The 13,420-nt window shown below is 63.4% G+C and carries 10 protein-coding genes; 2 read left to right on the top strand and 8 right to left on the bottom strand.

The window, feature by feature from the left end; translation table 11 throughout:
• Nucleotides 1-261: 261 nt before the first annotated feature.
• Nucleotides 262-1,947 carry an alpha-amylase family glycosyl hydrolase gene (locus tag BMON_RS01245; protein ID WP_051917709.1) on the top strand — a complete coding sequence of 562 codons (1,686 nt, stop codon included), beginning with the start codon at nucleotides 262-264 and terminating at the stop codon, nucleotides 1,945-1,947.
• 44 nt (nucleotides 1,948-1,991) lie between these two features.
• Here the strand turns inward: BMON_RS01245 and BMON_RS01240 are convergent, their stop codons facing one another.
• The 5 genes from BMON_RS01240 to aroC all read right to left on the bottom strand — a co-directional run bounded on the left by BMON_RS01240 (nucleotide 1,992) and on the right by aroC (nucleotide 8,403).
• On the bottom strand, nucleotides 1,992-3,008 hold the full coding sequence (locus BMON_RS01240) for a LacI family DNA-binding transcriptional regulator (protein ID WP_033510975.1): 1,017 nt from the start codon (nucleotides 3,006-3,008) through the stop codon (nucleotides 1,992-1,994).
• 259 nt (nucleotides 3,009-3,267) lie between these two features.
• The gene (locus BMON_RS01235; protein WP_033510977.1) at nucleotides 3,268-4,935 is read right to left on the bottom strand and encodes a CTP synthase; all 1,668 of its coding nucleotides are present in this window, start codon (nucleotides 4,933-4,935) and stop codon (nucleotides 3,268-3,270) included.
• 98 nt (nucleotides 4,936-5,033) lie between these two features.
• The gene (locus tag BMON_RS01230) at nucleotides 5,034-5,483 is read right to left on the bottom strand and encodes a type II 3-dehydroquinate dehydratase (RefSeq protein ID WP_033510979.1); all 450 of its coding nucleotides are present in this window, start codon (nucleotides 5,481-5,483) and stop codon (nucleotides 5,034-5,036) included.
• Between the two features lie 20 nt (nucleotides 5,484-5,503).
• Entirely contained in the window at nucleotides 5,504-7,168 is a 1,665-nt protein-coding gene (locus tag BMON_RS01225) for a bifunctional shikimate kinase/3-dehydroquinate synthase (RefSeq protein ID WP_051917708.1), read from the bottom strand.
• Between the two features lie 44 nt (nucleotides 7,169-7,212).
• Nucleotides 7,213-8,403, bottom strand: coding sequence for a chorismate synthase (gene aroC / locus BMON_RS01220; protein WP_033510990.1), 1,191 nt, complete (start codon nucleotides 8,401-8,403; stop codon nucleotides 7,213-7,215).
• A gap of 45 nt (nucleotides 8,404-8,448) precedes the next feature.
• Here aroC and BMON_RS01215 point away from each other — a divergent pair, with 45 nt between their 5' ends.
• Nucleotides 8,449-8,994, top strand: a complete 546-nt coding sequence (locus BMON_RS01215) for a prepilin peptidase (RefSeq protein ID WP_051917706.1) — start codon at nucleotides 8,449-8,451, stop codon at nucleotides 8,992-8,994.
• Between the two features lie 30 nt (nucleotides 8,995-9,024).
• Here BMON_RS01215 and mltG read toward each other — a convergent pair whose 3' ends face one another.
• Genes mltG through alaS form a run of 3 tightly spaced genes read right to left on the bottom strand, consistent with a single transcriptional unit; the run spans nucleotide 9,025 to nucleotide 13,345 of the window.
• Nucleotides 9,025-10,200 (bottom strand): endolytic transglycosylase MltG, encoded by a 1,176-nt coding sequence (gene mltG, locus BMON_RS01210; RefSeq protein ID WP_033510992.1) that lies wholly within the window; start codon nucleotides 10,198-10,200, stop codon nucleotides 9,025-9,027.
• 3 nt (nucleotides 10,201-10,203) lie between these two features.
• Nucleotides 10,204-10,656 (bottom strand): Holliday junction resolvase RuvX, encoded by a 453-nt coding sequence (ruvX, locus tag BMON_RS01205; protein WP_033510994.1) that lies wholly within the window; start codon nucleotides 10,654-10,656, stop codon nucleotides 10,204-10,206.
• Nucleotides 10,657-10,666: 10 nt separating this feature from the next.
• Nucleotides 10,667-13,345, bottom strand: a complete 2,679-nt coding sequence (gene alaS, locus BMON_RS01200) for an alanine--tRNA ligase (protein ID WP_033510995.1) — start codon at nucleotides 13,343-13,345, stop codon at nucleotides 10,667-10,669.
• Between the last annotated feature and the right edge of the window lie 75 nt (nucleotides 13,346-13,420).

Genomic DNA, 13,420 nt, shown 5'->3' with positions numbered 1-13,420 from the left:
AGCTCGACCATGGTGGCAGTCTCAGATCAGAACGTGGACTCGAACGATCGCTGTAGCCCATTGCGAGAACTCCTCCGATGAACCGGATTCCTTCAGGTGCCTCATGCCGATGCAGCACGGGAAGATCGGACTTCACTGTGTCGACGTTTGCAACCCCACCCGCGACCCGTGTGCTGCGGCACCGGCGTGATACAGTCATGTGTGACATCAGTCATGCGCGCCGTCGATCGACGGCGAAAGGAACCAACGTCGGTGAGCGATATGACACAACAACATTCAACAATCGGTGAAGGCGACGAATCTCCGGAGTCCGAGCGATCGTCATTCCCCCATCCGGCATGGTTGCAAACCGCGGTATTCTACGAAATCTATCCTCAGAGTTTTTACGATTCCAACGGTGACGGCATCGGGGACCTGCAGGGCATCATCGAGAAACTGGACTACATCTCTGCTCTGGGATGCAACGCGCTGTGGATCAACCCCTGCTTCGACTCGCCATTCAAGGATGCCGGATACGATGTGCGTGACTACCGCCGCGTCGCGTCGCGATACGGGACCAATGGCGACCTGGTGCGTCTGTTCCAAGAGTCTCACCGACGCGGCATCCACGTCCTGCTCGATCTGGTACCGGGGCACACGAGCGAGGAACACACGTGGTTCGAGCGAAGTAAGCAGGCCGAACACAACCCCTACTCCGACCGGTACATCTGGACCGACAGCGCCTTCCACGGTTATACGATGCCGTTCGTCGGCGGGGAAAGCGATCGCGACGCCACGTATATCCTGAACTTCTTCAAATGTCAACCGGCGCTCAACTTCGGCTTCGCCAAGCGTGACCGACCCTGGCAACAGACGCCCGATTCCCCGGCCGCTCGGCGGACCCAGGACGCCATGATCGACGTCATGCGCTTCTGGCTCGGCCAAGGTTGCGACGGCTTCCGGGTGGATATGGCGAACTCTCTCGTCAAAAATGACGGCGACGACAAGCCCGAGACGATTCGGGCGTGGCAGCATATGCTCGGCGCGGTGAAAACCGAGTTCCCCGAGTCGGCATTCGTCTCCGAATGGGGCGTCCCCGCCCAGTCGTTCGAAGCCGGATTCGATATAGATTTCTATTTGGATTGGCGATGGGACGGCAAGGGCAACGGCTACAACCTGCTGTTGCGCGATGTCGACGATGCGCTCGACTCCCGGCACGACCACAGCTATTTCAATGCACGAGGGGGCGGCAGCATCCACGGTTTCCTCGACCAATATCTCCCCCAGTACGAGGAGAGCAAGTCCAAAGGATACTTCAGTCTGATCACGGGCAACCACGACACCCCGCGCCTGGCCCCGCGCCTCGATCAGCGTGAACGTGCCATCGCCTACGGCATGATCATGACCATGCCCGGCGTGCCGTTCCTGTATTACGGCGATGAGATCGGGATGCGATATCGCACCCTGCCCACCAAGGAAGGTGGATACGCCCGCACGGGTAGCCGCACCCCCATGCAATGGGACGGGGGAAGGAACCTCGGATTCTCATCCGCCCCGGGGAACCGGCTCTACCTGCCCGTCGAGCGCACCCCCGACGCGCCGAACGTCACGGAGCAACTGGCCGATGAGCACTCCTTGTTGCGATGGATGGGCCTGCTGGTGAGCACGCGCCACGATCATGAGGCGCTCCGGGCCGGCTCGGCGTTCCATACCCTCGCCGCTCCGGAGCACGGCCGTGCGTTCGTCTACCTGCGCGGTTCCGATTCCGGGGAACGCCTCGTCGTGGCAATGAATCCGGGACTGCATGAGGAGAAGATCGACCTGAGCGTTTCGTTCGACGATGCGACCGGTTACCATGCCAACGAGGACGGGCGGGCGCCGTTGCTGCTTCTGGGATGTCAGAGCTGGCACCGCGGGGAGCTGACCATGGGCCCGCAGAGCTTCGCGGTGTTTGCCGTGGACCGGTGAGGTGCGCAAGAGTCGCGTACCCGGAGCCGAAGGGTTCACGCGACTCAGATGGTTTGGCTGGCCTTCGTGGTGCTCGAACGCACGATGAGGCGGGCGGGAATCGTTTCGAACGGCGTGTCGGTCGTCCCTCGATCGATGAGGTCCATGGTCTTCTCGGCCGCCTTATGCGCAAGGAGCAGCGGATCCTGCCTGACGGTCGTCAACCCCACATCGTGGGCGTAGAAACTGTCATCGTAGCCCACGACGGAGATGTCGGCGGGAATGTCGACCCCATTGCGCTCGAGTTGGAATAGCAGGGGTATCGCGATGCCGTCCTCCTGGCACGCCACAGCCGTGGGCATATGGGGCATACTCAGCAGCTCGGTGAGCACGGTGCCGATGCGGTCCTCGTCCTCGGGGGCCACGATCGTCACCGGATCGGCGCCGAGACTCCGGCACGAGGCCACGAACGACTCGTAGCGGCGCTGCACGCTGAAATGCAGCGACACCTCGCGATCGGTACGGATGTACGCGATGGTGCGGTGCCCGAGGTTCGTCAGATGCCGCGCCATGAGATGCGATCCCTGCTCGTCGTCGATGTTGACGGCGGCGTTGAACCCGGTGGAGTGCGCGTCGACGCAGTTGATGCCGATGATCGGGACGTCGGTTCTGGACAGCCTCGCTATCTCGTCGGGAGCCACATCAAAGGAGGCGACGATGACCGCGTCGGCGTTGCGCCGAACGGGGAGCATGTCGAAGAACCGTCGGCGCTCCTCGGTGCTCGAGATCTGGAAGATGGACAGGTCGTAGCCTCGATCATGGAACACCTCATTGAGCCCCTCGATGATCGACGCGCTGAACCACAGCCTCAGATGATCGCTGATCAGCAGCGCGATGCGCAACGTTCGTCCCGACTTGAGCGCCGACGCCGATCGGGAGATCGAGAAATCGAGCTCATCGGCGATGGCGAGGACCCTCATGCGGGTGTTCTCCGATACCATCTCCGGTCGGGTGAACGTCCGGGACACCGTCGAAACCGATACCTTCGCCCGTGCGGCGACATCCTTGATGGTGGCGACCATTGCTGACTCCCCTGTCCTCGTCATTGCCGACGGCACGCGCGTAACGACGAACCTGCAACCGTTTTCAATGTAGCGGCACAACGTACTGCGGTTGCTTGCACGCAGTCACCATGGTAGTGCATGACACCGTTTTCTTCGACCCGCCGGATATGGGCCGTCGGGTAGCGGCATGCGGCCGATGCCCGCGTACAGGCCCTTGGACCCGGATTCCCCGCACATCGGCGGCGAATCCGGGTCCAAGCGAATCCCCTGGCATCAATCAGCCGAGGCGTGCCTTCTGATGGTCCAGTGAGGCCTTCACCAGTCCGGCGAACAGAGGATGCGGCTTGGTCGGACGGGACTTGAACTCGGGATGCGCCTGCGTGCCGACGTAGAAGGGATGGACGTCCTGCGGGAGTTCGATGAACTCCGTCAACTCCCCGTCGGGGCTTTGTCCGCTGATGCGCAGACCCGCGGAACGCAGCTGGTCCTTGTACGCCACGTTCACCTCATAGCGATGACGATGGCGCTCGGTGACGTGCGTGGTGCCGTAGAGCTTGGCGACCAGCGAATCCTTCTCCAGCTCGGCCGGGTAGGAGCCCAGGCGCATGGTGTGGCCCATGTCGCCCTTGCCGGCCACGATGGCCTTCTGCTCCTCCATGGTCGCGATCACCGGGTTCTGGCAATCCGGCTCGAATTCGGACGAGTTCGCGTCCTCCAACCCCATGACGTGACGGGAGTACTCGATGACCATCGACTGCAATCCCAGGCACAGGCCGAGGGCGGGCAGCTGGTGTTCGCGGGCGAACTTCAGCGCGCCGATCTTGCCTTCGATGCCACGGATGCCGAAGCCGCCGGGAATCACGATGCCGTCGACGTCCTTGAGCTGTTCCTTCGCGCCCTCGGTCGTTTCACACAGATCGGCGGCGATCCACTCCACGTTCACCTTCGCGTAGTTCGCGAATCCGCCGGCCTTGATCGCCTCGGTGACGGATAGGTAGGCATCAGGCAGATCGATGTACTTGCCCACGATCGCGACGTTCACCTCGTGCTTGGGGTGGTGCACGCGGTCGAGGAGGTTCTCCCATTCCTTCCAGTCGACGTCGTGGAACGGCAGCTCGAGCTCACGCACCACATAGGCGTCGAGACCCTCGTTGAACAGGATCTTCGGCACGTCGTAGATGCTCGGCGCATCGATGCAGTTGACCACGCCCTCGGCGTCGACGTCGCACATGAGCGAGATCTTGGCCTTGATGGCGTCGTTGAGCGGTCGATCGGAGCGCAGCACGAGTGCATCGGGCACGATGCCGAGCTGGCGCAGCGCCATGACCGAATGCTGGGTGGGCTTCGTCTTGAGCTCATGCGCCGCGGCGATGTACGGCACGAGGGAGACATGCACGAACATGCAGTTCTCCGGACCCAGATCGCGACGGACCTCACGGGCCGCCTCGAGGAAGGGCTGGGATTCGATGTCGCCCACCGTGCCGCCGATCTCGGTGATGATGACGTCGACGTCATCGGACGCCTGGGCGCGCATACGGCTCTTGATCTCATTGGTGATATGCGGAATGACCTGGACGCACTGGCCGAGATACTCCCCTGCGCGTTCCTTGTTGAGCACCGATTGGTAGATCTGCCCGGTCGTCACGTTGGCCTTCTGCGACAGGAATACATCGAGGAAACGCTCGTAGTGGCCGATGTCGAGATCGGTCTCGGCGCCATCCTCGGTGACGTAGACCTCGCCGTGCTGGAACGGGTTCATCGTACCGGGGTCGACGTTGATGTATGGATCGAGTTTCTGCTGGAGCACCCTGATGCCCCTACTGCGCAGGAGCCTACCGAGCGATGAGGCGGTCAGTCCTTTGCCGAGTGAGGATACAACGCCGCCGGTGACGAAAATATGCTTGGTGACATGCTTGAGGGAATTACCATGTTGTCTTCTAGCCATGGAACTTCAATGTATCATCCTCGTATGACGCTGCGTGTCTTTCGGCGCTTCGCGGGATATCCGGCCATGAGCCGGGCGGTTTGGACCCGTACCGGCGCTCAATCAGCGAGCAGATGCGCGACCGCTTCCAAGGCGAGTCGGTACCCGAAGAACCCCATGCCGGTGATCGTGCCGGTCGCCACAGGAGAGATGACACTGTGCTTGCGGAAGGCGTCACGCGCCGACGGATTCGAGATGTGCACCTCCATGAGGGGCAGCCCCGCGTCGGTGACCATGTGAGCGGCGTCGGCCAAACCATAACTGTAGTGGGTGAAGGCCGCCGGGTTCATGACCACGGGCGTGGCCTCGTCCACCGCACGGTGCATCCAGCCGATGACCTCCGCCTCGTCGTCGCTTTGCCTCACTTCGACGTCGAGACCGAGATCGCCACCCCAGGCGACGCAGAGACGTCTGAGTTCCGCCAGATCCTGGTGCCCATAGACATCGGGCTGCCTGACTCCCAACCGACCCAGATTCGGTCCGTTCACGACGACGACATGCGTGGTCATACCTTGCTCCTCATGCGTGGTTATGCGTGGCGAATGCGGTCGAATGCCCGTTGCACGGCCTCGATCGGCGGATCGTCGAGATGGATGGGATGCTGCATGCCATCGAGCACGACGAAACGCAGCGTATTGCCACGGGCCTTCTTGTCTCGGTGCATGAGGGCGAGCACGTCGTCCCAAGTGCCGCCGTCCCACGATATCGGCAGGCCAAGCGAGGACAAAAGGCGACGGTGGTAATCCACAGCCTCCCGGTCCAGGTAGCCCAGTTCACAGGCCAGTTCGGCGGCGAACACGCAGCCGACGGCCACGGCGTTGCCATGCCTCCAGGAGAAATGTTCCAAGGCTTCGATCGCGTGGGCCAACGTATGGCCGTAGTTGAGGAATTCACGCAGGCCGGATTCCTTCAGGTCGTTCGAAACGTGATAGGCCTTCACCCGTACGGTGCGCTCGATCAGTTCCTCGACCACGTCCTCGAGTCCGGACCCCAGGAAGGTGCCGCCATCGAAGGCCCTGAGCTCATCCGCGTGGCGCTCAAGGATGTCGAGTATGGCGGGGTCGCGGATGAAGCCGGACTTCGCCACCTCCCCCATGCCTTCGATGAAGATGTCGTTGGGCAGGGTCGCCAATGTCGTCACGTCGGCCAACACGCCCTTGGGTGTGTAGAAACTGCCGACGAAGTTCTTGCCCTGCGGGGTGTTGACGCCGGTCTTGCCGCCCGTGGAGGCGTCGACCATGGCGAGCAACGATGTGGGGCAGTTCACGTAGCGGATGCCGCGCATCCAGGTGGCCGCTACGAACCCGGCCAGATCGGTCGCCGCTCCCCCTCCCACGCCGACGACCGCGTCGGAACGGGTGAAGCCCTCGTCGCCCAAACGCCGCCATACGCTGTCGGCCACGCCGACGGTCTTGCCCGCCTCGGCGTCAGGTATGACGACGTCGATCACCGTTGCCCCGGCTTGGCGCAACAGCGCCCTGGCACGGTCGGAGTGCCGCTGGACGGACTCGGTATGGACCAACGCCACCCTGGCCACCCCCGTCCCCATGGTCTGGGCCAATGCGTTGAGCATATGCTCGCCGATGCGGACGTCATAGGGATCGATGCCCGAGCCGCCGATGTGGATGATGCGCTGCGACACGGCGTCCACCAGCTTTCTCGCCGCCATATGCGGCGTGGAACCGTGGGTCCGCACATGGATGTTGGCCAGTGCGTCGAACACGGGATTGCGTGTTTCATACAGTTGCCGCCACCGGACGTCCGCATCGCCCGACAGCATGGGACGTCCGCCCCCTCGGCGTGCCCGTTCCATGGCCTCGGCGGGATCGGCCTGCAGATAGACCAGGTGCCCGCCACCCCGGGCGTACTCCACCAAGGCGGTGTGGGTGGCCTCGGTCATCGGCGCGCCGCCCCCCAAGGCGAGCAGGCCGTCGAAGCGATGGAGCAGCTCCACGATGGTGTCGGATTCCACCTCACGGAACTTCGGCTCGCCGTACCGGCGGAAGTAGGCGGCGACGGCCATGCCCACATCGTGTTCGATGCGCTGGTCGGTGTCGATGAAGTCGACATTGAGACGATCCGCCGCTTCTCGTCCGACCCGGGTCTTACCTGCACCGGGCATGCCGATGATCACGGCGAGGGGACGTACGCTCGAAGCCCCCGCAGTGCCGTCGTGCGGGATCGACCGGGGCATGTCCCGCCGTGCGATGGTATCTTCCATGGTTGCTTCCCGGACCCTCACCGCATGTGCTCGGGCCACGACGCCAGATAGGCGCGGGCGTTGCGAGCGGTTTCATCGATGCTGTCGCCGCCGAATTTCTCCAGCACGAACCGCGCCATCGTCAGACGGACCATCGCCTCGACGACAACCGATGCGGCGGGTACCGCGGTGCTGTCGGACCGTTGGTTGATGGCCTGCGCGGGAGTGCCGGTGGCGACGTCCACGGTGCGCAGGGCGCGCGGTATGGAGGGTATCGGCTTCATGGCGGCGCGCACCCGGATGATCTCTCCGTTGGACATACCGCCTTCGATGCCGCCGGCCCGATTGGTGGTTCGAGCGATACGCCCATGCTCGTCGGGGACCATCTCGTCATGCGCCTGGGAACCGAACCGCTGGGCCTCGCGGAACCCGTCCCCGATCTCGACGCCCTTCATCGCCTGCACCCCCATCACCGCCCCTGCGAGGGCCGCGTCGAGGCGTCGATCTGATTCGACATAGGTACCCAGGCCTGCCGGTGCGCCGTAGACCAACACCTCGATGACTCCGCCGATCGTGTCCGCACGGGCCTTGCCTTCGTCGATCCGGGCGATCATCCGGGCCTCCGCCCGGGCGTCAAGGGTGCGTACCGGCGAGGCGTCCAATGCCGGCACGTCATCCGGGTTCGGCAACGTGTAGTCGTCGTCCTCCACACCGGCGCCACCTATCGAGATGACATGGGCGACGGTGCGAATGCCGACGGATTGTTCGAGGAACCGGCTGGCCACGGCCCCGAGGGCGACGCGCGACGCGGTCTCTCGCGCGCTGGATCGTTCCAGCACGGGCCGCGCGTCATCGAAGTGGTATTTACGCATTCCCGTCAGATCCGCATGCCCGGGACGTGGTCGGCTCAACGGCGCGTTGCGACCCGTCCGCGGCAGATCGTGGTCGAGCGGATCGGCACTCATCACCTCGACCCATTTGGGCCATTCGGTATTGGCTATCTCGATCGCGATCGGGGAGCCCAAGGTCCGTCCGTGCCGAAGTCCGGTAAGCATACGCACCTTGTCCTGCTCGAACTTCATCCGGGCTCCCCTGCCGTATCCCAGACGGCGTCTGGCCAAAGCATCGACCACATCCTGTGTGGTCAACGCGATGCCGGAGGGAAGTCCCTCGATCATCGCCACCAAAGCCTCGCCATGCGACTCCCCCGCCGTCTGCCAACGCAACATGCTCGCTCCTTCGTTCATCGTGCATCTTCGACTATCTTAACGGGTATGACCTACCTGGCGGTCCTGCCCAGTCTGCTGTGCGGACTCGTGCTCTGCGGCACGGATCTGCGACGGCGCCGCGTGCCCCGAGCCGTCGTGGCGGTCGGTGTGATGTTCCAGGTCGTCGTGTTCGCGCTGCCTGTGATCTCCGGGGGTTACGCATGGCCAGCGGTCGTCAACGCGGCTTATGGCGTGCTGGCCGGATCAATCCAGTTCACTCTGGCCTTGGCGCGCCCGGGCTCCTTGGGATTCGGTGATGTCACCGCCAGCATCCTGATCGGTCAGGCGGTGGGTTCGTTCGGGATCAACATCTTCGTGCTGTGGTGGCTCGTGATGGGAGGCGGCGGGCTGGTGTGGTTGCGGCTCTGGTCCCGTTGGCCATGGCTACGGTCGATGTGCACGGCGCGCGACCCCACCATGGATTCGGGCGGTGTACCGCCGGACACGCCGCCGGAGCCGCCCGGCTCCGCCCCGTTCGTACCCGTCATCGTGACGGCAGGCATCATCGCCGTGGCCCTGGGGCCGTGGATCAGCGGCGGGTCGATCACATGACCGCGCAAACAACCGGACCTTGTGGTTTGATCAGTTGGCGTTGTCGTTCGAATTCTTGTATTCCTGGCGGACCTTCCAGAACTGATCCTCGGTGGTCGCGAACTTGGTCTCTCCGGTCTTCATGTTCGTGGTGACGAAATACAGCCAATCGCCGGATTCCGGATGCACGGCGGCGCTGATGGCGTTATCCCCCGGATTGCTGATCGGTGAGGGCGGCAGTCCCTTGTGGATTCTGGTGTTGTACTGGTTCGACGCGTCGTTGAGCATGGCGTCCGTCAACGCGTCCGCTTTGATGCCCAGACCGTAGGCCACGGTCGTGTCCATGCCCAGAGGCATGTTTTTCGCGATCCGATTAAGGATGACCCTGGTCACTTTGCCGTAATATTCGGTGGAATTCACCTCGGACTCGGCAATGGAGGCCAGGGTAAGCACCCGCTCCCGCTCCGCTCCCGTGGGAACACCGAGCGTGTCGAGCTGGGCCACGCGTCGGTCCACCATGGCCTTGATGATCGCGTCGACGGACTTGAGCGAGGTGACGTTGTAGCTGCCCGGGGCGAACCAGCCTTCATACTTCCCCTGTGCCTCCGCGGGCAGGATGCCGGCGCCGCCCGCATTGATCACGTCCCGGAACTTGCCGATCGCGATGCCGGATTGCTTCGCGGCCGCCTCAATGACGTCCGACACGCGTTCTCCCGAACGGACCTCGAGGATGCCGGCGGCCTTGCTTTGATCCGACAGGATCTTCACCACGTCGGTCGACGACATGCGATATCGCAGCGTGAAGGTTCCCGGATACAGGGTGCTGCTGTTGGCGGCGACGGCACTGGCGAACAACGCGGCCGATTTGACGACCCCCGCCTTGACCAGACGGGCGCCGACCTGGGAGACGCCCTCCCCGGAGCTTACCGTGAAGGCCAGCGATCCCGATCCCGGGCCCGGATAGTCGACGACCTGGGTGTTGTCGGCGTTGCGGCTGTCCGACCAACGCTTGAGCCTCACATACCCGAAGGTCATCAGCGCCGCGACGAGGGACACGATGACGACGGATACGATGACGGCCGTCGCCGTATGCCTGCGGTGGCTTCGCCTACGCCTGCGCATCTCCCGACGCGATTTCGGTGGCGTGGGTGGCTCGGACGGCGCGACCGACGATTCGGATGTCTGGTCGGTCGTATCGTCGAACCAGTCGTTGAGATCTTCGACCATGCATCACTTCCTGTTGCGATCGAGGGCCATCTGCAGGATCAGCACGGCCGACTGTTGGTCGACGAAAGGGCGATGGCTGCGGCCAGTGAGGTCCGCGTCGAACAACTGCCGGTGGGCGGCGACGGTGGTGAGCCGCTCGTCGAGCATATCCACGCGAGGAGCGACCTCGAGCTCTGGTGTGCCGGAGTCACGGGATGCCAGTCGCTTTTTGAGGTTGGCGGCCCACCGACGTGCCTTCTTGGCACTTTTGCCTTCGGCACCGTTCAATTGCAACGGCAGGCCGATGACCACGACATCGACGCGTTCCCGGGCTATCGTGTCGATGACGTCATCGAGGCCGCGGAAGGAATCACCGTGGACCTCGATGTCACCGATCGGATGGGCGAAGGACAGCTCGGGATCGGAGAGCGCGAGTCCGACCCTCGCGTCGCCGAGATCTATGCCGAGCCATGTCATACGGTGCCTTTCAGCCGCGCCGAACCGAAACGGCGAGGTTCTCAAGGGCCGAGTCGATCTTGGTGGCATCGGTACCGCCGCCCTGGGCGAAATCGGGACGGCCGCCGCCGCCACCACCGAGACGTTTGGAGACTTCGCGGACGAGATCGCCGGCCTTGATGCCCTGATCACGGGCGGCCTGATTCGTCGCCACGGCGACCATCGGCTTCTCGTCGGCACTGATGCCGGCCAGGGCCACGATTGCCGGAGCGGCATCGCCGAGCCGACCGCGGATGTCAAGAACGGTCTTGCGCAGGGCTTCGAAGGAGCCGAAATGGCCCACGTTGCGCATCGCGACGCGTACGTCCGACTGCTTGTGCCTCGCTTCGTCGACGATGTCGGGGATCGATGCGGCCAGCTGGTCCTCGTACATGGAGGCCAGGCGCTTATCGGACTCCTTGAGCTTGGCCAGCAACGTGCTCACCCGGTCGGCCAACTCGTCGGGCCGGGCGTTGAGCGTCCCGGAGAGCTGCGAGACCAAGGTGCGTTCGCGGGCGTTGTACTCGTACGCCCCTTCGCCGACGACGGCATCGATGCGCCTGACACCGGAACCGATGGACGTCTCGGAGAGGATGTCCACGGCGCCGATCTTGCCGACACGATCGATGTGCGTACCGCCGCAGAGTTCACGGCTCCAACCGTCCTCGCCGATGGTCACGACCCGGACGAGATCGCCGTACTTCTCACCGAACAGATGCAGTGCGCCCAAAGCTATGGCGTCGTCGTACTTCATCTCGGTCATGGTGACGATGAGATCGTCGCGTACACGATCGTTGACCCGTGCTTCGATGTTGCTGACCGCGTCCTTGCTGGGCGCCTGCGACCACTGGAAGTCGAACCGCAGACGGTTCGGGGCATCGACGGAACCGCGCTGGGTGGCTCGGGGGCCGAGCTCCTCGCGCAGCGCTTTGTGGACCATATGCGTGGCCGTATGGGAACGGGCGATGGCACCTCGGCGCTCGGCGTCGATGGTCGCATTGACCTGGGATCCGACCACGAGCGTGCCTTCGGTCAGACGGCAGGTATGGACGATGAGATCCTTGATGGGTCGCTGCACATCATCCACTTCGAGCACGGCGCCCTCATCGGAGATGATCTCACCCTCGTCGGCGAGCTGGCCGCCGGCCTCCGCATAGAAGGGTGTGCGGTCCAGGATGACCTCGACGTTCGCCGGCCCCGTGATGGCCGGGACCGACCCCTTCCCATCGACCATGATGCCCAATACGCGCGAACGGCTGGAGAAGTCCGTGTAACCGAGGAACGCGATGGGTGCCTGCAGCGTCTTGCGGAAGTCGTCGTAGACGCTCAGATCGACGTTGTGCCGCTTCTTGAGCGCGTCGGCACGAGCACGGGACTTCTGCTCGCCCATCAGCTCGCGGAACTTGTGTTCATCGACTTTGACGCCCTGCTCGGCCGCCATCTCGAGGGTCAGCTCGATCGGGAATCCGTAAGTGTCGTGCAGCGTGAAGGCGTCCTGGCCGGAGACCACGGGCGACGTGCCGTGCTTGGCCTTGTCGACGGCCACGTCGAGGATCGTCGTGCCCTTCTCCAACGTGCGTCGGAAGGCGTCCTCCTCACCGTACGCGGCCTGGGAAACGTCTTCGAACAGATGGTTGAGCTCCGGATAGCTGGGGGCCATGGCGTCTTTGGAGACGGGCAAAAGCGACGGCATCACGGGATCGGTGACGCCCAACATGCGCATGGAGCGCACGGTGCGGCGCAGCAGACGCCGCAACACGTATCCTCGGCCGACGTTGCTCGGGCGCACACCGTCGCTCATGATCATGAGCGCGGAACGCACGTGGTCCGCGACGACGCGGAAGCGCACATCGGATTCCTCGTCATGTCCATAGGCGATACCGCTGAGGCGTTCGGCCGCTTCGATGACCGGGTAGACCTCATCGGTCTCGTAGATGTTCTGCTTGCCCTGCATGAGGTAGGCAAGGCGCTCGAGGCCGGCACCGGTATCGATGTTCTTGTGCTCGAGTTCGCCTACAATGTGCAGATCGGTCTTCGACTTGACGTTGTCGACCTGATAATTCTCGAAGACGAGGTCCCAGATCTCGATGAACCGGTTCTCATCGGCGGCGGGACCGCCGTCCTTGCCGTACTCGGGTCCACGGTCCACGTAGATCTCGGAGCAAGGGCCGCCGGGGCCGGGGCCGCCGGTGGTCCAGAAGTTGTCCTCCATGCCGAAGATCTGCATGTGCTCGGGGTCGAAGCCCTCGTTGCGCCACAGTGCACGGGCCTCTTCGTCGTCGGTGTATGTCGTGACCCACAGCTTCTCGGGGTCGAAGCCGTACCCGCCCTGATCCTGCGGCGTCGTGAGCAGCTCCCACGCGTAATGGATGGCCTCGGCCTTGAAGTAGTCTCCGAAGGAGAAATTGCCCAGCATCTGGAAGAAGGTACCGTGACGGGTCGTCTTGCCGACCTCCTCGATGTCGAGCGTGCGCACGCACTTCTGGTTCGACGTCACCCTCCTGCTCGGGGGGGTCTGCTCGCCAAGCAGGTAGGGAATGAACGGCACCATGCCGGCTATCGTGAAAAGCGTGGTCGGATTCGGCGAGATCAGCGAAGCCGAAGGAACGACGAGGTGTCCCTGCCGTTCGAAATAGTTCAGAAAGCGCTGTGCGATTTCGGAAGTGCGCATGTGGGCGTTTGCTCCTTGGTGTTGACACGCTGCCGCGTGCAAAACAATGTCTCAAAACAATACATCACAACAATA

This window comes from Bifidobacterium mongoliense DSM 21395, assembly GCF_000741285.1.
Lineage (GTDB): Bacteria > Actinomycetota > Actinomycetes > Actinomycetales > Bifidobacteriaceae > Bifidobacterium > Bifidobacterium mongoliense.
The sequence above is the reverse complement of the archived record's forward strand: the minus strand, read 5'-3'. Positions and strand labels throughout refer to the sequence as shown.

Excerpts from the sequence above, each read along its gene's own strand:
- mltG (WP_033510992.1), bottom strand. The coding sequence starts at position 10,200 with ATGGTCGAAGATCTCAACGACTGGTTCGACGATACGACCGACCAGACA.
- alaS (WP_033510995.1), bottom strand. The coding sequence starts at position 13,345 with ATGCGCACTTCCGAAATCGCACAGCGCTTTCTGAACTATTTCGAACGG.
- ruvX (WP_033510994.1), bottom strand. The coding sequence starts at position 10,656 with ATGACATGGCTCGGCATAGATCTCGGCGACGCGAGGGTCGGACTCGCG.
- BMON_RS01215 (WP_051917706.1), top strand. The coding sequence starts at position 8,449 with ATGACCTACCTGGCGGTCCTGCCCAGTCTGCTGTGCGGACTCGTGCTC.
- BMON_RS01235 (WP_033510977.1), bottom strand. The coding sequence starts at position 4,935 with ATGGCTAGAAGACAACATGGTAATTCCCTCAAGCATGTCACCAAGCAT.
- BMON_RS01240 (WP_033510975.1), bottom strand. The coding sequence starts at position 3,008 with ATGGTCGCCACCATCAAGGATGTCGCCGCACGGGCGAAGGTATCGGTT.
- aroC (WP_033510990.1), bottom strand. The coding sequence starts at position 8,403 with ATGTTGCGTTGGCAGACGGCGGGGGAGTCGCATGGCGAGGCTTTGGTG.
- BMON_RS01230 (WP_033510979.1), bottom strand. The coding sequence starts at position 5,483 with ATGACCACGCATGTCGTCGTCGTGAACGGACCGAATCTGGGTCGGTTG.
- BMON_RS01225 (WP_051917708.1), bottom strand. The coding sequence starts at position 7,168 with ATGCCCCGGTCGATCCCGCACGACGGCACTGCGGGGGCTTCGAGCGTA.
- BMON_RS01245 (WP_051917709.1), top strand. The coding sequence starts at position 262 with ATGACACAACAACATTCAACAATCGGTGAAGGCGACGAATCTCCGGAG.